Origin of the sequence: Halomicrobium urmianum (assembly GCF_020217425.1) — an archaeon.
In the GTDB taxonomy this organism is placed as follows: Archaea; Halobacteriota; Halobacteria; order Halobacteriales; family Haloarculaceae; genus Halomicrobium; species Halomicrobium urmianum.
In genome coordinates this window covers 2,923,256-2,940,936 of record NZ_CP084090.1, presented here as the reverse complement: position 1 = coordinate 2,940,936, position 17,681 = coordinate 2,923,256, and the positions used below count along the sequence as shown (strand labels likewise).

Annotated in this window: 17 protein-coding genes and 1 pseudogene; 11 read left to right on the top strand and 7 right to left on the bottom strand. The window is 70.6% G+C overall.

Annotated elements, in window-relative coordinates; genetic code table 11:
• Positions 1-33 precede the first annotated feature (33 nt).
• The 4 genes from LCY71_RS14725 to LCY71_RS14710 all read left to right on the top strand — a co-directional run bounded on the left by LCY71_RS14725 (position 34) and on the right by LCY71_RS14710 (position 4,565).
• Positions 34-990 (top strand): transcription initiation factor IIB, encoded by a 957-nt coding sequence (locus LCY71_RS14725; protein ID WP_225333898.1) that lies wholly within the window; start codon positions 34-36, stop codon positions 988-990.
• Positions 991-1,084: 94 nt separating this feature from the next.
• Complete coding sequence (locus tag LCY71_RS14720) at positions 1,085-2,299, top strand: DUF6498-containing protein (RefSeq protein WP_225333897.1); 1,215 nt, start codon at positions 1,085-1,087, stop codon at positions 2,297-2,299.
• Between the two features lie 102 nt (positions 2,300-2,401).
• Entirely contained in the window at positions 2,402-3,784 is a 1,383-nt protein-coding gene (locus tag LCY71_RS14715) for a hypothetical protein (RefSeq protein ID WP_225333896.1), read from the top strand.
• Positions 3,774-4,565 (top strand): hypothetical protein, encoded by a 792-nt coding sequence (locus tag LCY71_RS14710; protein WP_225333895.1) that lies wholly within the window; start codon positions 3,774-3,776, stop codon positions 4,563-4,565. Before LCY71_RS14715 ends, LCY71_RS14710 begins: the two co-directional genes overlap by 11 nt.
• A gap of 26 nt (positions 4,566-4,591) precedes the next feature.
• On the opposite strand, the gene LCY71_RS14705 is transcribed toward LCY71_RS14710, so the two are convergent.
• Positions 4,592-5,245 carry a glycerophosphodiester phosphodiesterase gene (locus LCY71_RS14705; protein ID WP_225333894.1) on the bottom strand — a complete coding sequence of 218 codons (654 nt, stop codon included), beginning with the start codon at positions 5,243-5,245 and terminating at the stop codon, positions 4,592-4,594.
• Between the two features lie 343 nt (positions 5,246-5,588).
• Between LCY71_RS14705 and LCY71_RS14700 the strand changes: the two genes are divergently transcribed.
• The 3 genes from LCY71_RS14700 to LCY71_RS14690 are packed head-to-tail and all read left to right on the top strand — an operon-like array spanning position 5,589 to position 8,108.
• The gene (locus tag LCY71_RS14700; protein ID WP_225333893.1) at positions 5,589-6,545 is read left to right on the top strand and encodes a polysaccharide deacetylase family protein; all 957 of its coding nucleotides are present in this window, start codon (positions 5,589-5,591) and stop codon (positions 6,543-6,545) included.
• Complete coding sequence (locus LCY71_RS14695; protein WP_225333892.1) at positions 6,538-7,338, top strand: formyltransferase family protein; 801 nt, start codon at positions 6,538-6,540, stop codon at positions 7,336-7,338. Before LCY71_RS14700 ends, LCY71_RS14695 begins: the two co-directional genes overlap by 8 nt.
• Before the next feature lie 59 nt (positions 7,339-7,397).
• Positions 7,398-8,108, top strand: coding sequence for an SDR family oxidoreductase (locus LCY71_RS14690; RefSeq protein WP_225333891.1), 711 nt, complete (start codon positions 7,398-7,400; stop codon positions 8,106-8,108).
• Between the two features lie 119 nt (positions 8,109-8,227).
• Here LCY71_RS14690 and LCY71_RS14685 read toward each other — a convergent pair whose 3' ends face one another.
• On the bottom strand, positions 8,228-8,434 hold the full coding sequence (locus LCY71_RS14685; RefSeq protein WP_225333890.1) for a hypothetical protein: 207 nt from the start codon (positions 8,432-8,434) through the stop codon (positions 8,228-8,230).
• Between the two features lie 127 nt (positions 8,435-8,561).
• Here LCY71_RS14685 and LCY71_RS14680 point away from each other — a divergent pair, with 127 nt between their 5' ends.
• On the top strand, positions 8,562-9,920 hold the full coding sequence (locus LCY71_RS14680; protein WP_225333889.1) for a sodium-dependent transporter: 1,359 nt from the start codon (positions 8,562-8,564) through the stop codon (positions 9,918-9,920).
• A gap of 27 nt (positions 9,921-9,947) precedes the next feature.
• On the opposite strand, the gene LCY71_RS14675 is transcribed toward LCY71_RS14680, so the two are convergent.
• Together LCY71_RS14675 and LCY71_RS14670 are read right to left on the bottom strand one after the other, a co-directional pair.
• Positions 9,948-10,580, bottom strand: a complete 633-nt coding sequence (locus LCY71_RS14675; RefSeq protein ID WP_225333888.1) for a uracil-DNA glycosylase family protein — start codon at positions 10,578-10,580, stop codon at positions 9,948-9,950.
• Between the two features lie 53 nt (positions 10,581-10,633).
• Complete coding sequence (locus LCY71_RS14670; RefSeq protein WP_225333887.1) at positions 10,634-11,620, bottom strand: ArsA family ATPase; 987 nt, start codon at positions 11,618-11,620, stop codon at positions 10,634-10,636.
• Between the two features lie 123 nt (positions 11,621-11,743).
• Between LCY71_RS14670 and LCY71_RS14665 the strand changes: the two genes are divergently transcribed.
• Positions 11,744-13,294 carry an acyl-CoA carboxylase subunit beta gene (locus LCY71_RS14665; RefSeq protein ID WP_225333886.1) on the top strand — a complete coding sequence of 517 codons (1,551 nt, stop codon included), beginning with the start codon at positions 11,744-11,746 and terminating at the stop codon, positions 13,292-13,294.
• Positions 13,295-13,328: 34 nt separating this feature from the next.
• Here LCY71_RS14665 and LCY71_RS14660 read toward each other — a convergent pair.
• Both LCY71_RS14660 and LCY71_RS14655 read right to left on the bottom strand, forming a co-directional pair.
• Positions 13,329-13,876 (bottom strand): annotated as a pseudogene (locus tag LCY71_RS14660) (YndJ family transporter); the annotation flags it as partial.
• A gap of 141 nt (positions 13,877-14,017) precedes the next feature.
• Positions 14,018-14,692: a DUF4166 domain-containing protein gene (locus LCY71_RS14655; protein ID WP_225335925.1), complete on the bottom strand. Its 675-nt coding sequence runs from the start codon at positions 14,690-14,692 to the stop codon at positions 14,018-14,020.
• A 203-nt stretch (positions 14,693-14,895) separates the two neighbouring features.
• Here LCY71_RS14655 and LCY71_RS14650 point away from each other — a divergent pair, with 203 nt between their 5' ends.
• Together LCY71_RS14650 and LCY71_RS14645 are read left to right on the top strand one after the other, a co-directional pair.
• Positions 14,896-15,177 (top strand): DUF8022 family protein, encoded by a 282-nt coding sequence (locus LCY71_RS14650; RefSeq protein ID WP_225333885.1) that lies wholly within the window; start codon positions 14,896-14,898, stop codon positions 15,175-15,177.
• A gap of 153 nt (positions 15,178-15,330) precedes the next feature.
• Entirely contained in the window at positions 15,331-17,184 is a 1,854-nt protein-coding gene (locus tag LCY71_RS14645) for an acetyl-CoA carboxylase biotin carboxylase subunit (protein ID WP_225333884.1), read from the top strand.
• A 262-nt stretch (positions 17,185-17,446) separates the two neighbouring features.
• Here the strand turns inward: LCY71_RS14645 and LCY71_RS14640 are convergent, their stop codons facing one another.
• A complete protein-coding gene (locus LCY71_RS14640; protein ID WP_225333883.1) occupies positions 17,447-17,641 on the bottom strand; it encodes a DUF7511 domain-containing protein in 195 nt (64 codons plus the stop codon).
• Positions 17,642-17,681: the final 40 nt, after the last annotated feature.

The window sequence follows — 17,681 nt, the reverse complement described above, 5'->3', positions numbered from 1 at the left end:
ATAAAACTCAATCGGTTCTCCATAAAAGAACACATGGAGCGCCCCACGCGCCAGCGCGAGCACGACGGGGAGCAGGACGAGGAGACCGAGGTCGAGGGCGAGCGCACCTGTCCGGAGTGCGACTCGGCCGAGATCACAGCCGACGGGAGCGGCGAACTGGTCTGCGAGGACTGCGGCCTGGTCATCGAGGAGGAGAACATCGATCGCGGCCCCGAGTGGCGCGCGTTCAACCACTCCGAGCGGCAGAACAAGTCCCGCGTCGGCGCGCCGACGACGCAGACGATGCACGACAAGGGGCTGACGACGACGATCGACTGGAAGGACAAGGACGCGTACGGTCGTTCGATCTCCTCGAAGAAGCGCTCCCAGATGCACCGCCTGCGCAAGTGGCAGGAGCGCATCCGCACCAAGGACGCCGGCGAGCGCAACCTCCAGTTCGCCCTCTCCGAGATCGACCGCATGGCCTCCGCGCTCGGGGTTCCGCGGTCGGTACGCGAGGTCGCCTCGGTCATCTACCGCCGCGCGCTCGACGAGGACCTCATCCGCGGCCGCTCCATCGAGGGCGTCGCGACCTCCTGCCTCTACGCCGCCTGCCGCCAGGAGGGCATCCCGCGCAGCCTCGAAGAGGTCTCGGACGTCTCCCGGGTCGAGCAGAAGGAGATCGGCCGCACCTATCGCTACGTCGCCCAGGAACTGAAGCTCAAGATGGAGCCGGTCGACCCCAAGCAGTACGTCCCCCGGTTCGCCTCGGAACTGGAGCTCTCCGAGGAGGTTCAGTCCAAGGCCAACGAGATCATCGACGTGACGGCGGAGCAGGGCCTGCTCTCCGGGAAGTCGCCGACGGGCTACGCCGCCGCCGCCATCTACGCCGCCTCGCTGCTGTGCAACGAGAAGAAGACCCAACGCGAGGTCGCCGACGTCGCCCAGGTGACCGAAGTCACCATCCGGAACCGGTATCAAGAGCAGATCGAAGCCATGGGCATCCACTAGCGCCCGGTTCCTCCTGCTCTTCACGCTCTGGGCCCGCACGCGCTGAACAGCGCGAGCCGAAACCGACTTCCCGGTCGTTTCTACACGTCGAGCCGTGAACGCCGACGCCCTCCGCCAGCGCCCGCTTCCGCGGGCCGCCCTGATCGCCTCCAACGCCGTCCCGCTGGTCGGCGCCGCCGCGCTCGACTGGTCGCCCGCCGCCCTGGTCGGACTGTCCGTCGTCGAGGCGTGGGCGGTCCTGTTCTGGACCGGCGCGAAGGTCCCCTTCGCCCGGAAGCGGCAGTCGCACGTCGTCGAGGAGAGCGAGTACACTGGGCTGTTCGAACCGCTCCGGGCCAAGCGCGGCGCCGTCGACCTCCCCGGACTGCCGCCGCTGTACGTCCGCAACCTGCCGACGGTGCCCGGGCTGTTCTTCCTGGGCGCGCTCGAAGCCGGGGTCTCCCTCGTTGCCTTTGCACTCACGGATCCGACGGTCACGCCGGCCGTCGCCGAGGTGCTCCTCGCTGGAGCGCTGGGCGTGTTCCTCGCGCGCGGCGGGGAGTTCTGGTGGGACTACGTGCGCGGCGGCCGCTACCGCGAGGGTTCGCCGGGCGAACTCGCAGCGGGGCCGTTCAGTCACCTCGTCGGGTTCGCGGCGCTCATCGCCGCCGTCCAACTCCTGTCGCTCGCGACCGACGGGGCGGGCGTCTCGACAGCCGCCGCCCTCGCCCTGATCGTCATCGGCAAGATCGCCTACGACCTCTACGGCTTCTGGCGCGACCACGCCCACGACGGGGAGCCGCTGCTGGCGGGCCACGTCGCCGCGAGCGAGACGGCGGTCGAACCCGAGCCGGTGCCCGTCCCCGACGGGGACCCCGAAGAGCGGCTGCGGCCCCGCCGGCGCGCCATCGCCATCGAGGGGCTCGCCACCGGCGTCCGCTACCTCGCCACGGGCGGCGGCGGGCGGCTCCCGTTCTTCCTCACGCCGCTGGTCGCCCTCGGTGCCGTCGTCGGCGGGGCAGTCGGCATCGGAGCCGTCCTCGTCGTCGCCGCCTTCGCGGTCGTGCGGGCGTCCGTCTACGCCCTCCGCTTCGGGCCCCTGGAGTACCGGCTCTACCCTGACGCGGTCGTCGCGTACGACCGCTGGCTCGACGCGCCGCAGGCCGCGGTCCGCTACGACGCGGTGCGCGAGGCCGCCGCGTCGCCCGCCGTCGCTGGACGGGTAGTCGACGCCGCGACCGTGGAACTGACGGCGCCAGACTGGGCCGCCGGCGAGGCAACGACGGTGGTCGGAATCGCCGACCCCGACCCGGTACTCGACCGGCTCTGACGCCCTCGCAGTCGGCGTGCCGGTGTCCCGCACGGCCGGTGGGGTCGATACGACCCCGGACACCGCAAGGATGAATATCACGGCAGCTAGGCATATCAGCGAATGGACCGGGACCGAGCGGGGCCCGAGGATCCGCTGGCGGACCTGCTGGCCGTCGTCGAGTCGCCGGACCGGGGTCGGCGCAGCCTCCCGCGGCTCGTGGACCGGCTGACAGAACCCGATCCCGCAGTCCGGATCGGCGCGGCGTGGGCCCTCTGTCGGGTCGTTCGCGCGGACCCAGACGCCGTCCGCTACGTGACCCGGCGGCTCGCCGGACGCATCGACGGGGACGCGCCGGCCGAGTTGCGACTGCTCGCCGACTACCTCGCGCGGACGCAGCACGAGCGCGTCGCGGACGCGCTCGCAGGCGGTAACGACGACGCAGCGATCCCCGTACGCGACGGCCGACCGGGGGCGGAGCCCGGGGCAGGCGGCGACCTCGACGCTGTGATGCCGGAAGCGGACGGCGCGATGAGGACGCCGTCCGACCCCGCCACGTTCGACGATGGCGGGGACGACAGGGAGAGCGACGGGACCCCTGCGGACGAGGCCGTGGCCGGACCGCCGGCCCGCGACGGCTGGACAGCCTCGAGCGAGCTCTCGGCGATCAAGTACGCCTCCGAGTTCGACCGGCTGACCGTCCTCGCCGGGCGGCGCCGGCGCCGGTACGCGGACGTCTACCGCGCGCTGGGGGTGCGGGACGGCGAGGAGCTCCCGGTCGGTCTGGCGCTGTTCCACCGGCCCGACGAGGGCCAGGAAGCCTTCGCCGAGGACCTCGCGGCGGCGCTGACACGGTGGGCGTCCGCGGACGACCACGAGGACGTCGCGACGCTGTACGACTGGGGGACCGAGCCGCGGCCGTGGGCGGTCGTCGAGTACGCGGGCGTGACGCTGTCCGACCGGGGCCGCCTCCCGCCGGCCACGGCCCGGTGGAACGCCGAGCGGATCGCGAACGCCCTGGTCGAGGCCCACGCGGGCGGCGTCGTCCACGGCGGCGTCGACGCGGGGAACGTCGCCTACTACGGGAACGTCATCGACGAGGACGAGCGCCAGCCCCCGCTCCTGACCAACGTCGCACTGATGGGCGCGGTCAGGCGCCACTTCGACCCGACCGGGCGGCTGGATCCGCGCTACGCCGCGCCGGAGTACTTCGACCGAGACTTCGGCCGGGTCGACCACGCGACCGACATCTACGGTCTCGGATCGGTGATCTACCGGCTGTTCACGGGCGAATCGCCCTACGACGGCGACTACGGAACCGTCCGGCGGCGCGTCCTCGAATCGGAGCCGCCGCTGCCCGGCGCCGTCGCCGACGTCCCCGACCGGATCGACGACGTCGTCAGCAAGGCGATGGCCCGGCGCAAGCTCCGCCGCTACGAGAGCGTCGAACACCTGGCCGCCGACCTTCGCGCCGTGGACGCAGGGGGGGACGCGGATGGTCGGTGACGGGCCGTCGGTGACGCGGATGGTCGGTGACGGACCGGCGTCCGAGAGCGGAGCGGCGCAGGTGGTTGGCGACGTCGAGGTCGGGCTCCACCTGATCGAGGGCAACGCGAACCTCACGTTCATCTTCTTCATCGCCCTGACGCTGCTGGCGGTGCTGGGGCTGCGCTTCGCCTTCTACGCGCACCGCAACGACCGGGCGACGGACCTCGGCCGGGACGGGCTGTGGGCGTCGCTGGTGGTCGTCGGGGCGACCGCCGCGGTGTTCGCGCTGCTGGGCCTCCTCGAGATCGTCTCGTCGCTGCGAACGCCGTACCGGAGCGCGGTCCTGCTGGCCCACGTCCTCGCGCTGTCGTTCGCCGCGACGACGCTGTGTCACCACGCGCTGCCCGGGGACGCCGGGGTCGCCGTCCCGGACTGGGTCTGGCCGCTGGGCGCGGCGGCAGTGCTCGCCGTGTTCGTCGGCCGGATCGCCGCCGCCGGTAGCGACGCCGTCACCGCGCTCGGCGGCCTGAGCGCGCTCGTGCTCGCCGGCCTCGGGCTGGCGACTGCCCGGCGGGGCATCTCGGCCTCGCGCGTCCAGGGGACGGTCGTCGACACGCTCCTGCGTCACCTCCTGCCGGTCCTCCTGTTCGCGTCGCTAGTGCTCGTCGCCGACCTGGCCGTGCTGGCGTCGCTGGACCGGGCCATCGTCCGCCACGTCCAGGTCGTCTTCGTCATCATGACCGCGACGGCGCTGATGACCGCGACCATCAGGCTCCGGCAGAACCTCGCCGGGCTCTGACCCGCGACTGTCGCCCTCGACCGCGATCAGCAGAACTCCGGGCTGTCGGCGATCAGGCCGTCGACGCCGGCCCGGCGGGCGCGGCGGGCCGACTCGGCGTCGTCGACCGTCCAGGCGTTGACCGCGAGGTCGCCCTCGCGGGCGGCCGCGACGAACCCCTCGTCGAGGAGCCGCCACTCCGGGTGGACGGCAGCGCAGCCGAGGTCGCGGGCGCGGTCGAGGCCCGCCTCGGGGGCCTCCTCGAAGACGTAGGCGAGCGGCCAGTCGCCGGCCTCGCGCATCTCCCGCAGCGCGCCGGCGTCGAAGGAGGACACCAGGACGCGGTCCGGGCCGGCGCCGTCCAGCACCGCTGCGACGTCGGCGGCGAGGCCGCGCTCTTTCAGTTCCACGTTGATCCCGACGTCGGCCGGAAGGGCCTCGCAGACCGACGCGAGCATGGGGACTCCCTCCCCGGAGCCGAGCACGTCCAGTGCGGCGAGTTCCTCCGCGGTGAAGTCCCGTACCGCTCCCGTCGTTCCAGTCACCCGGTCGACCGTCTCGTCGTGGACGACCACCACCTCGCCGTCGGCGCTGCGGCGAGCGTCGACCTCGACGAGGTCTGCGCGTTCCGCCGCGCGCACGGCGCCCAGCGTGTTCTCCGGGTACCGGTCGGCGAAGCCGCGATGCGCGATGCACTCCATGGCAGCGCCTGGGTCCGGCCTGGCAAGGGCTTTGCCGTCCAGTCGAGCGGAGCGAGACTGAGCTCGGAGGACTCACTCCGCTCGTCCTCCGGCGTCCGCGCGAACGGAGTGATCGCGGGCTCGCTGGAGTGGTGCTCCAGCGGCGTCCAGCCGAACTGCGTGAGGCTGGGCTCGAAAGGCGAGCGAAGCGAGCCTTTCGGCGTCCAGTGCGGGCACTGGACCGCGCTCTGCCGGTCCGGCGCGCCTGCGTGCGCCCGGTAACGTCACCTTAGCGCTCGGTAACGGCGCGTTCACGGCGGAAAACCGCCTGCTTCCAAAGAGGGGGCGCGTTCTCTGCCGTCCCATGCCCGGAACGGTGACGATCAGCATGGAGGTGGAACTCGGGTGGGGAGTCCACGATCTCGCGGACGACGCTCACCTCAGCGACGACGGTGTCCCGGAGCGAGCGTATCTCCGACGGCTCCTCGACCGCTGTGACGCCCTGAACGTACCGATCAGCTTCGACGTCGTGGGACACCTGCTCGAATCGGCCTGCGACGGCGACCACGACGGTCCCCACGAGAGCGGCTGGTTCGACGCGGACCCGGGGACCGACGCGGTGTCGGACCCGCTGTTCTACGCGCCCGACGCGGTCGCCGCGATCCGGGACCGGCCGACGAACCACGAGATCTGTACGCACACCTACTCGCACGTCCCCTGCGACGACGTGAGCGCGGCGACCCTGGACTGGGAGCTGTCCCGGTGCCAGCGTCTCCACCGACGGAACGTGGGAAACGAGACCGTCTCTATCGTGCCGCCCCGGCACTACCCGCCGCCGCGGGCGGCGCTGCGAGACGCGGGCCTCGAGGTCGTCCGCCTGTCCCGGGACACCAGCGACCGCGGTCGGCTGGCCCGGCTGAAGGAGCTCGTGATCGGTCCGCACCCGACCTTCGAGCCGCGGCTGGTCGACGGCGTCGTCGAGACGTACTGCACGACCTACCCCTCGCTGACGGCGTCGACGCTGCCGCTGGGCCAGCGGGATCCGCCGGCCCCCTTCTCGGCGGTGCCCGTCGCCCTCCGCCAGCGCCTCCAGCGGACCTACCTCCGCCGGGCCGTCGACGCCGCCGTGGAGTCGGACGGGCACTGCCACCTCTGGTCACACCTCTACGACGTCGCCAACGAGTACCAGTGGCCCGTGATCGAGGGCTTCCTGTCGGAACTGGCCGCGCGGCGGAGCACGGGCGAGGTCGAGGTCCTGACCATGGCGGCGCTCAACGATCGCGTCCGCGGCCGGACGGCGGAGGTGACTGGCCGTGCCTGACGACGTCACGCGGGTCGCCTTGCTCACCTCGGGCGAGACGCTCCCGGCGTGGGCGGCCGACGCCGTCGAGCGGATGGTCGCGGAGACGCCGGCACGGATCACCCTGGAGGTCAGGGACGCCTCGACCAGCGAGCGGTCCCCCGTCGAGACCCTCCACCGGGCCGTCGAACTCCGGGAGTGGGCCGTCGTCGGCGGCCTCGCCGAGGTCCTGAGCAGGGAGATCGAGCCGCTGGAGCGCCGCCGGGTCGCCGACCTCCCCGGGATCGAGGACGCCGAGCGGATCGCCTGCGAACCGGAGACGGTCGACGGCTGGAAGAACGCCCTCCCCGATCCGGCGGTCGAGCGACTGACCGAGACCGACGTGGCCGTCCGCTTCGGCTTCGGCTTCCTGGTCGGCGACGCGCTGACCGCGCCCGAGCGTGGCGTGCTGAGCTTCCACCACGGGAACCTCCGCGAGTACCGCGGCCAGCCGATGGGCTTCTGGGAGTACGTCCACGGCCGCGAGACGGCCGGGGTGACCCTCCAGCGGCTCAACGAGACGCTGGACGGCGGCGAAATCGTCGCCGAGCGCCGGATACGTATCGGCGACGCACCCACCTGGCGGGCGGTCCGCCGCCGCCTGTTCGCCGCCTCCGAGCCGATGCTCGCCGACGGGGTGCGGAACCTCCGGGACCCCGACTTCGAGCCCGAGAGCCTCGCCGAGGAGGAACTGGGCGACCTCTACACCCTGCCGAAGGGCCAGCCCGTACTGATCTTCGTCGAGAAGACCGCCCGCGGGGCGCTGCTGGGGTGAGGGTGCGCGCCCCGGTCACGCGCCGTAGCTTTATCCCCCTCGCCGCCGACCGCTCACGCATGTCAGCCGAATTCGACTTCGACGGCGAGGTGGCGCTGATCACCGGGGTCGGCGGGGCCCTCGGTAGCGCCGTCGCGACGGCCTTCGACGACGCCGGCGCGACCGTCTGCGGCGCCGACGTGGTCGAGCCCGAGAGCGAGGACTGCCAGTTCGAGAACCCAGACCGGATCGACTTCCACCAGGGCGACTTCACAGACGAGGACGACGTCGAGCGCGTGGTCGGCGAGGTGGTCGACGAGCACGGGGACCTCGACTACCTCTGCAACGTCGCCGGTACGTGGCGCGGCGGCGACCCGATCGAGGAGACCGACGTCGACACGTTCGACTTCCTGATGGACGTGAATCTGAAGACCATGTTCCTCGCCTCGAAGCACGCCGTCCCGCACGTCCGCGACGGCGACGGCGCCATCGTCTCGGTCGCGTCCCGCTCGTCGCTTTCGGGCGGCGAGGGCGACGGCATCTACCGGGCCTCCAAGGCCGGCGTGCGCCTGCTTACCGAGTCCATCGCCGAGGAGAACACGGGCGAGTTGCGGGCCAACGCGATCATGCCCAGCGTCATCGACACGCCGATGAACCGCGAGATGATGCCCGACGCCGACCACGACGAGTGGGTGGACCCGGCCGAAATCGCCGACACCGTCCTGGCGCTGTGTTCCGACGCTACCTCCGTGACGAGCGGGGCCGCCGTGCCGGTGTACGGTGAGGCATGAAACGCCCAGTGAGCGCGACGGCGCGAACCGCGGTTCATGCCGAGAGAGGCGTAATCCGACCGGTGAGGACGACGGTCCGAAGCGCTGATTGTGCAGAATTTGCCCCCGGTCGGCGAGCATCATAGCGACGACCGCGTCCTTACTCTCTGCCAGACCCGTCGACCCGGTTCGAGGTCGACGCTAATCTCGCTCTCGCCGTTCCGCGGACCGAACACGGGCACCTTTTCCAGGCGCGTGAACGGTTCAGTACCCTCTGATACCGCGGCGTCGCGATGCTCGTCGTCGACGTACAGCACGGCCCTGAGATCGCTCTCCTCGTTGGCCATTGAATTCCCATTCAGACTGCAGGAATAGACTCCTTCGGAGTGGTCGCGTCGGCTCCCGGGCGATTGCGCCGCTGCCGCACCGGTCTTTCACAGAGATTTTCCCCGTCGACGAGAAGCGACGGTAGGGATGAGCAATCGTGCAACGTGGACCTCGCGCGTCGGCTTTCTCATCGCCGCCATCGGCAGCGCCGTCGGTCTGGGGAACATCTGGCAGTTCCCGTTCAAGACGGCGGCCAACGGCGGGGCGGCGTTCGTCGTGTTCTACCTGCTCTCGGTTCTCCTGCTGGGCTTTCCGGCCCTGATGGCCGAGTTCGCCATCGGCCGGCGGACCAAGTCCAACGCGATCGACGCGTTCGAGGAACTGGGTCACCGGAACTGGCGGATCGTCGGCGCGCTGAGCGTCGTTACCGGCTTCTGGATCCTGTCGTACTACGACGTCGTCGGCGGCTGGGTCCTCAGGTACATGATCGGCAGCGCGACGGGTGCGTACTTCGATGCCCCCGGCGAGTTCTTCGGGACCATCGCCTCGGGGCCCGAAGCGGTCATCGGACAGGCCGTCTTCATCGGACTGGTCGTTGGCATCGTCGCGCTGGGCGTCGCTGACGGCATCGAGCGGGCGACGAAGGTGATGGTCCCCTCCATCGTCGTGCTGATGATCGGCCTCGCCGCCTGGGCGTTCACGCTGGGCGGTGCGGCCGACGGATACGCGTACTTCCTCTCACCGAACTTCGGCGACCTGCTGACGAACGCGCCGAGCGTGATCCCCTACGCGGTCAGCCAGGCGTTCTTCACGCTCTCGCTGGGGATGGCGATCATGATCACCTACTCGTCGTACGTCGGCGAGGACGACAGCCTCGCGGTCGATGGCGGAGTGATCGTCGTCTCGAACACGCTGATCGGCGTCCTCGCCGGCCTCGTGGTCTTCCCCATCATGTTCGCGATCGGGGCCGACCCGACGCAGACGACGACCGATGCGCTGTTCGTCGCCGTCGCCTCGGCGTTCGCGCAGCTCCCGCTCGGGAACCTGCTCGGCGTGGTCTTCTTTGGCGTCGTCCTCATGGCGGCGCTGTCCTCGGCGATCAGTCTACTTGAAGTGCTCATCGCCTACGCCGCCGACAACTACGACGTAGCACGGACGCGTCTGGCCGTCGCGGCCGGCGTCCTCCTGTTCCTGCTGGGACTCCCGTCGGCGTGGGACACCGGCGATCCGGGCGGGATCTCGATCTGGTTCGGCTGGTTCGACGCGGTCGCCTACAACCTCTTCCTGCCGCTGTCGGTCCTGTTCGTCGTGATTTTCGTCAGCTGGGTCATCGGTCGCGAGGCCGTCGACGAACTCCGCCAGGGGGCGACCGGTACGGAGTGGTTCGGGCCGGTCTGGCTGTGGACCACCCGGATCGTCGTGCTCGTCGGCATCCTCGTGACGCTCGCCTTCGGCGTCAACGAGCTGTTCCTCGTCGACGGGGCGATCTTCTTCGCGCCCTTCTAGGGCGGCTCTCCTCACCGGACCGTCACCTCACCGCACGCGGTAGGACTCGCCGTGGGGGAGAAAGCGTCCGAGGTCGGCCTCGCGGCGGTAGTCGGTCGCGAGCATGGCCTCGAGCGTCGAGACGAGGGCGTCCTCGTCGCCGTCGGTCCACTCGGCCGGCTCCTTGATCGGGACGACGAGCCAGCCCGAGCCGGTGATCTCCGTGGCGTGGCGGGCGTCCATGTCGACGTCGTCGGGCGACTCCACGGTCGCGATGGAGAAGACGTGACGGGTCGCCCGCTCGCCGACGGGCAGGAGGACGTGGGCCGTGATGGCCCGGAGTTCGGCGTCGAACAGCGGTTCGAGGTCGTCGTAGTCGCGCTCCGTCGGCCCCCCGTCTCCGTCGGGGACGCACATGTGGAGGTACGAGAGGTAGGTCTTGTCCACGTCGGGCGGACTCCCCGCCTCGTCGAGGAGGCCGGCCTCGACGAGCGCGCGCTGGAGTCGCTCGCCCGCCTCGGAGCCGGTGAACGGGACGCCCGACTCGGCGCCGCCGTGGACGCCCGGGTGGTCCCCCACGACGTGGAAGTGGGCGTTCGCGTCGCCGTAGCCGGGGACAAACTGCTCACAGCCCGGATCGAAGCCGAAGGGGTTCGACTGGCTGGCTGCGATGTTCTTCACGGCCGGCCGAAAGACGTCGGGACTCAAAACTGCCGCGGAATCCGATTTCCGCTTCAGGGCACCAGCTCGGACCCCAGCCGCTCCAGCGCGTCGCGCCCGTAGGCCTCCGGGCCGAGGTCTGGGAGCACCCGGACGGGCAGGTCCGGGAACTCCGATCGGATCCGGTCGATCGCCCGTTCGTGGCTCTCGGCCCGCGCCGCGCAGCGGTCGCAGTCGCCCGCCGCCTCCGGGTCGAGCGCCCGGTTGACGACGAGTTCCTCGACGGGGACGTCGAACGACCGCAGTCGCTCGACGAGTTGCCGGGTCTCCGCGACGGCCAGCGTCTCCGGCACGAGCACGACCCGGAAGCCCGTCTCCGACGGGTCGCGCAGGCGCTCGGCGACGCGGTCCATCCGGTCGCGGAACGCGTGGATCTCCTCGTCGTCGTTTCCGCCGAGGAACGCCGCCGGGCCCATCACCATACTCCGCGCCGACGTGATCAGGCTGCGGACCTGGCCCTGCAGGTTCTCGGCGGTGGCCATCGACTCCTCCAGCACGTCCGGCAGCGTGAGCAGGCGGAGCGTGTGCCCCGTCGGTGCGGTGTCGAGGACGACGCGGTCCCACTCGCCGTGAGGATCGTCGAGGTACTTCAGGGCCGCCACCTCGTCGCTCCCGGGGACGAGGCCGGCCGCGAACAGGCGGTCGACGTCGTCTTCGTCCATCCCGATGCCGGCCTCCCGGAACGTCGCCGCCAGCGACTCGACGATCCGCCGGTAGGTCTCCTGGCCGTCCTCGGGGTCGGCCTCGACCGCGTAGCAGTCCGGGGCGACCTCCGCTGGGTCACCGGAGAGGTCGGTCTCCAGCGCCTCGCCGAGGGAGTGGGCCGGGTCCGTCGATACCACGAGAGTTCGTTCGCCCTGGTCGGCGAGTCTGATGCCCGTTGCGGCCGCGCAAGTGGTCTTCCCGACGCCGCCCTTGCCGCCGTAGAGGAGGTACTGGGTCACGTCTCGGCGTACGGGTTCAGCGGTCTTGGCGATCGGGGGCGTCACAAGTCGGGACAACAGCGACGCCGGGGTCCGATTCCGGGTAACGCTTTTTTCTCGGCCACGTCTCCACCAAGATATGTCAGGTGAGCGAAGCGAGTCCTCGGAACGAGCGAGCGGGAGCGAGCGGAGGGAGCGATCGTGAGCCGCGAGGACGACGTCGAGGACCTGCGAGAGCGAAAGCGCCGGGCGGAGGAGGGCGGCGGCGAGGAGCGCATCGAGGCCCAGCACGAGAAGGGCAAGCTGACCGCGCGCGAGCGGATCGACTACTTCCTGGACGACGGCACGTTCGTCGAGATCGACCAGCTGCGCGAACACCGCTCGACCAACTTCGACATGGAGGAGAAGTCGTTCCCGGGCGACGGGGTGGTCACCGGCTACGGCGAGGTCGGCGGGCGCAAGGTGTTCGTCTTCGCCCACGACTTCACGGTGCTGGGCGGTTCGCTCGGCGAGGCCTTCGCACAGAAGGTCTGCAAGGTAATGGACAAGGCCATCGAGACGGGCGCGCCGATCGTCGGGCTCAACGACTCCGCCGGGGCGCGCATCCAGGAGGGGATCGACTCGCTGGCCGGCTACGCCGACATCTTCCACCGCAATCAGCGGGCCAGCGGCGTCGTCCCGCAGATCTCCGCGATCATGGGCCCCTGCGCCGGCGGCGCGGTCTACTCGCCGTCGATCACCGACTTCGTCTACATGGTCGAGGAGACCAGCCACATGTTCATCACCGGCCCCGACGTCATCGAGACGGTCACCGGCGAGGAGGTGGGGTTCGACGAACTCGGCGGGGCCACGACCCACGCCACGGAGTCCGGCGTCGCCCACTTCACCGCCGCCGACGAGAAGGCCGCGATGGACGAGATCAGCCACCTCCTCTCGTATCTCCCGTCGAACAACGTCGAGGACCCGCCGCGGGTCGACCCCTGGGACGACCCCGAGCGCCGGGACGAGGACCTGGCCGACGTGGTGCCGGAGGTACCCCGGAAGCCATACGACATGGAGCGAGTGATCGGTGGCGTCGTCGACGAGGACTCCTTCTACGAGGTGGCGGAGGGGTTCGCACGGAACATCGTCATGGGCTTCGCGCGCCTCGACGGCCATAGCGTCGGCGTCGTCGGCAACCAGCCCCGCGTCAACGCCGGGACGCTGGACATCGACGCCTCGCGGAAGGCCGCGCGGTTCGTCCGCTTCTGCGACGCGTTCAACGTCCCCGTCCTCACCTTCGTCGACGTCCCCGGGTTCATGCCGGGGAAGGACCAGGAGCGGGGCGCGATCATCAACCACGGCGCGAAGCTCCTGTACGCCTACTCCGAGGCGACCGTGCCGCTTTTGACGGTCATCACGCGCAAGGCCTACGGCGGCGCCTACGACGTGATGGCCTCCAAGCACGTCGGCGCCGACGTCAACTACGCCTGGCCGACCGCGGAGATCGCCGTGATGGGCCCGGAGGGGGCCGTGAACGTCCTCTACGACGACGAACTGGAGGACGCCGACGACGTCGAGGCCCGCCGGGAGCAACTGGTCGAGGAGTACCGCGACGCCTTCGCCAACCCCTACATCGCCGCCAAGCGGGGCTTCGTCGACGACGTCCTCGAACCACAGGAGACCCGGCCGCGCCTAATCGACGACCTGGAGACGCTCCGCGGCAAGCGCAAGGAGAACCCCGAGCGGAAGCACGGGAACATTCCCCTGTAGCGGCCGCGACCGCTGCCGTAGACGCGGCGACGGCGACGACCTCCACAAGCGGCGAGAACGAGATGCCGACCGTGATGATCGCCGGGCCGACGGCGATCACGCCGGCGATCAGCCGGAAGAGCCCGCTGGAATCACCGAGCCGTCGGCCGGCGACGCCCGCGATGACCGGCAGCGCGAACCCGGCGTAGTGGAAGTGGACGGCGGTGAGGAGGACAACGACGGGGTCGAACCAGAACGTGATCCCGAGGTGGAAGACCGCGAGCGCGACGGCGGCGACGGGGACGTACGCAAGCCCCGCGTCGACGAGCGTCTCCGAGAGGGGGGAGAGCCCGCGGTCATGGTCCGCGACAACCCGGCGAGCGCCAGCGCGCCCGTGACGGGAATCCAGGCCGCTGCTGCGAGTGCCGTCGGCCGACCGGACGGCAGGACGAGCGACGCCAGGAGGAGCACTGCCCCGACCGGCTGGAGGACCGTGGCGAGCGCGAGCAGTCGGCCGGAACGCCCGTCGAACTCGCCGTCCGCGACGAGCCCGATTCCCAGCGGGACGACGACTAGCGGCGCGAGCGCGAGCGCGCGCTCCACCTGCGTGAGCACGCCAGCGAGTGCGGCGAGTGCCCACAGCGCAGCGCCGCCGACCGCGCTCAGGTCGGTCAGCGCGAGGCCGCCGACGGCCGGCCGGCCGGGCAGCGTCGGCGGCCGACGTTCGCCCCGGCGTCGAGCCCGTCATCGGGGCGGCAGGGGCCGTATCTCGCTCGTCGGCCGCAAGTCCGGCGGTACCGTCTCCATCGGTCGCTGCTCCTGCGTGAACGTCCCGCGGTAGGAGAGGACGCGACCGACCAGCGCGCTGTCGACCGTCGCGTCGACGCGGAAGTGATCCTCGCGCTCGACGTAGCGGTCGCGGACTTCCACGTCGACCCCCATCGGTCCGGGCGTCCGGACGTACCGGTCGCCGACGCGCAGCCACTGCCGACCGCTCTCGACGACGAGGGCGCCGTCGTCGACGCGCGGGTGCATCTCCGCGACGACGTGCCCGCCCGTCCCGAGGAAGTCCAGCAGCCGCTCGGCTGCGGCGTCCCAGACGGTCACCGAGTCGAAGCGGCGGGTCTGTTCGGGGAACTCGAACTCGCGACGCGTGCTCAGCGCCTCGTGACCGGCCTCGTCGCGCCAGGCCGCCGTCGTCACGGAGAAGGGGACGTCTCTCCCGGACTCCGGGAACAGCAGGTTCCTGACGGGCATCGGGTACAGCGCCGGCAGCGCCAGCGTCCCCCGCTCGATGTCCATCCGCCCGCGGCCGACCGTGGCGACGTCGTCGTCCGGTTCCAGGGCGTAGCGGTCGCACACCTCCGGGTGGAGGTCGTCGGCCGCGTCCCCGAGGACGCGCTCGTAGACGCCCGTCATCCGGTCACCTCCGGGCTGCAGGACGCTACCCATCTCTGTCTCCACGTCGGCCCGTCTCGAGTACCCCACTCCCGAGTCATAGGCCCGACTCCTCCGCCCGTCCGGAAAAACGTTGGTGGCGCGTCGAAGGCGGGGTGTGGTTTTTTGACCGACGTGGCGCTATGGGTGACTATAGTTGACGGACCACACGGTCCGGCGTTCGTATGACGAACCCACTCGCGGCGGCCGTGGCCGAGCAGTTGCCGTCGGCCACGGACGAGGAGGCGGCGGCGATCGCCGCCGCCATCGGCGCGCACCTCCGGGACAGGGAGCGCGCCGCCGCGGCGGCGGCCGCCGCGGGCGCCGGCGACCAGCGGCCGGACTGGCGCGGGCGGGAGTGGACCTTCGCCGGCCGCGTCGAGCGCACCGAACACCGGTCGGTCAGGGTGCGCTCCGGTGCGCCGGACGACTCCTGGAGCGCGGCGGGTCGGATCGACCGGATGTGAGCGCGCCCGTGGCGACGCGCCCCGGTCGTCAGCGGCGTCGCTCTGACCCTCGTGGGAACGTCCGCTCGAGCGGCGCGGATCGGCACACTGCGGGGGCGTCCGTCACCAGATGCTCCGCATAGTTTTATGGGTGGATCCTCGGTACACGGTGGTATGTTCGACAAGGTTCTCGTCGCCAACCGCGGGGAGATCGCGGTGCGCGTGATGCGGGCCTGCGAGGAGCTCGGCGTCGACACGGTCGCCGTCTACTCCGAGGCCGACAAGCACTCCGGCCACGTCCGCTACGCCGACGAGGCGTACAACGTCGGGCCGGCGCGGGCTGCGGACTCCTACCTCGATCAGGAGGCCGTCGTCGACGCCGCCCTGCAGGCCGACGCCGACGCGATCCACCCCGGCTACGGCTTCCTCGCCGAGAACGCCGACTTCGCAGAGCGCGTCGAAGAGACCGATGGGGTCACCTGGATCGGCCCGGCCAGCACGGCCATGGAGCGGCTGGGCGAGAAGACCCAGGCCCGGAAAGTGATGCAGGAGGCCGACGTCCCTATCGTCCCCGGGACGACCGACCCCGTCGAGGACGTCGCGGAGGTCCACGAATTCGGCGACGAGCACGGCTATCCGATCGCCATCAAGGCCGAGGGCGGCGGCGGCGGCCGCGGCATGAAGATCGTCCGCGAACCCGAGGACGCCGAGGAGCAACTCGAGAGCGCCAAGCGCGAGGGCGAGGCCTACTTCTCCAATCCCTCCGTCTACCTGGAGCGCTATCTCGAGAACCCCCGCCACATCGAGGTCCAGATCCTCGCCGACCACCACGGGAACGTCCGCCACCTCGGCGAGCGGGACTGCTCGCTCCAGCGCCGCCACCAGAAGGTCATCGAGGAGGGGCCCAGCCCCGCGCTCTCCGACGAACTGCGCGAGCAGATCGGCGAGGCCGCCCGCCGGGGCGCCGACGCCGCGGACTACTACAACGCCGGCACCTTCGAGTTCCTCGTCGAGGAGGACACCGACCGCGAACCGGGCGAGGTACTGGGACCGGACACGAACTTCTACTTCCTCGAGGTCAACACCCGTATCCAGGTCGAGCACACCGTCACCGAGGAACTGACCGACATCGACATCGTCAAGTGGCAGATCCGGGTCGCCGCCGACGAAGAGGTCGCCTTCGAGCAGGACGACGTCGAACTCGAGGGCCACGCCATGGAGTTCCGGATCAACGCCGAGAACGCCGCCGACGACTTCGCGCCCGCGACCGGCGGCGAGTTCGAGGTGTACGACCCGCCGGGCGGTATCGGCGTCCGCGTCGACGACGCGCCCCGACAGGGCGACGACCTCGTGACCGACTACGACTCGATGGTCGCGAAGCTCATCACCTACGGCGGCGACCGCGAGGAGTGCATCGCCCGCGGGAAGCGCGCCCTCGCCGACTACGACATCGAGGGCTTCCCGACGATCATCCCGTTCCATCGCATGATGCTCGACGACGACGCCTTCGTGGGCGGCACCCACACCACGAAGTACCTCGACGAGCAGATGGACCCCGAGCGCATCGACGAGGCCCAGGAGCGGTGGGGGACGGAGACCGACTCCGGTGAGGGCGACGACGAGGAGGTCACGGAGCGGGAGTTCACCGTCGAGGTCAACGGCAAGCGCTTCGACGTGGAACTCGAGGAGCGCGGCGCCCCGCCGATCCAGGTCGCCGACGCCGAGGCAGGCGGCGGTACCCGCCCCGAGCGCCCCGGCGCCGGCGGTAGCGGCGGAGGCGGCGGCTCCGCCGACGGGTCGGCGACGGCCGCCGAGGGCGACGAGGTCACCGCCGAGATGCAGGGCACCATCCTCGACGTCGAGGTCGACGAAGGCGAGTCCGTCGCCGCCGGCGACGTCCTCTGCGTCCTCGAGGCCATGAAGATGGAGAACGACGTCGTCGCCGAGCGCGGTGGCACCGTCACCGACGTCGCCGTCGACGAGGGCGACTCCGTGGATATGGGCGACACCCTCTTCGTGATCGACTAAATTTTCACCAACTGAATTTTTACTGCGGAGGGTGTCCTCGGGCGGCTTCGCCGCCCTGCGGCACCTCCACTCGCAAAAATTTAGTACAAAAACTCCCGGTCGCGCGCTCTGCGCGCGACCGGTGTCCTTCGGAGGAAACGACGAAGGGCTCGTCAGAGCTTCGCTCTGACGGCGAACCGCGAGCGCTGCGCGCTCGCGGATGCTGGACCGCTACCGCAGCATTACTTCCCTTTATACGGACGGGCGCGTTCGACCACCCCGTTCAGCGCATCTCCGCTAGATCCATCGCGTGGGGTTCGTCGACGGTGATCCAGTGGGTGATCATCTCCTCCTCGTCCGCCGAGTGGATCGTGACGAGTTCCGGGTCCGACGCCTCGTCGACGGTACAGACGAGGTCGAACTCGGGGAAGTCGGCGAGCGAGCCCTCGGGCGCGTCGACGGGGTCGGTGACTGGCATTGGTATGTCCCTCACGTGGACGTGTGGCCTCCTGCCCCCT

What these genes read in the sequence shown, in the direction of transcription:
- LCY71_RS14705 (WP_225333894.1), bottom strand. Translation starts at nt 5,245, where the DNA reads ATGGAGTGCATCGCGCATCGCGGCTTCGCCGACCGGTACCCGGAGAAC.
- LCY71_RS14680 (WP_225333889.1), top strand. Translation starts at nt 8,562, where the DNA reads ATGAGCAATCGTGCAACGTGGACCTCGCGCGTCGGCTTTCTCATCGCC.
- LCY71_RS14650 (WP_225333885.1), top strand. Translation starts at nt 14,896, where the DNA reads ATGACGAACCCACTCGCGGCGGCCGTGGCCGAGCAGTTGCCGTCGGCC.
- LCY71_RS14725 (WP_225333898.1), top strand. Translation starts at nt 34, where the DNA reads ATGGAGCGCCCCACGCGCCAGCGCGAGCACGACGGGGAGCAGGACGAG.
- LCY71_RS14640 (WP_225333883.1), bottom strand. Translation starts at nt 17,641, where the DNA reads ATGCCAGTCACCGACCCCGTCGACGCGCCCGAGGGCTCGCTCGCCGAC.
- LCY71_RS14655 (WP_225335925.1), bottom strand. Translation starts at nt 14,692, where the DNA reads ATGACGGGCGTCTACGAGCGCGTCCTCGGGGACGCGGCCGACGACCTC.
- LCY71_RS14700 (WP_225333893.1), top strand. Translation starts at nt 5,589, where the DNA reads ATGCCCGGAACGGTGACGATCAGCATGGAGGTGGAACTCGGGTGGGGA.
- LCY71_RS14710 (WP_225333895.1), top strand. Translation starts at nt 3,774, where the DNA reads ATGGTCGGTGACGGGCCGTCGGTGACGCGGATGGTCGGTGACGGACCG.
- LCY71_RS14645 (WP_225333884.1), top strand. Translation starts at nt 15,331, where the DNA reads ATGTTCGACAAGGTTCTCGTCGCCAACCGCGGGGAGATCGCGGTGCGC.
- LCY71_RS14690 (WP_225333891.1), top strand. Translation starts at nt 7,398, where the DNA reads ATGTCAGCCGAATTCGACTTCGACGGCGAGGTGGCGCTGATCACCGGG.
- LCY71_RS14715 (WP_225333896.1), top strand. Translation starts at nt 2,402, where the DNA reads ATGGACCGGGACCGAGCGGGGCCCGAGGATCCGCTGGCGGACCTGCTG.
- LCY71_RS14685 (WP_225333890.1), bottom strand. Translation starts at nt 8,434, where the DNA reads ATGGCCAACGAGGAGAGCGATCTCAGGGCCGTGCTGTACGTCGACGAC.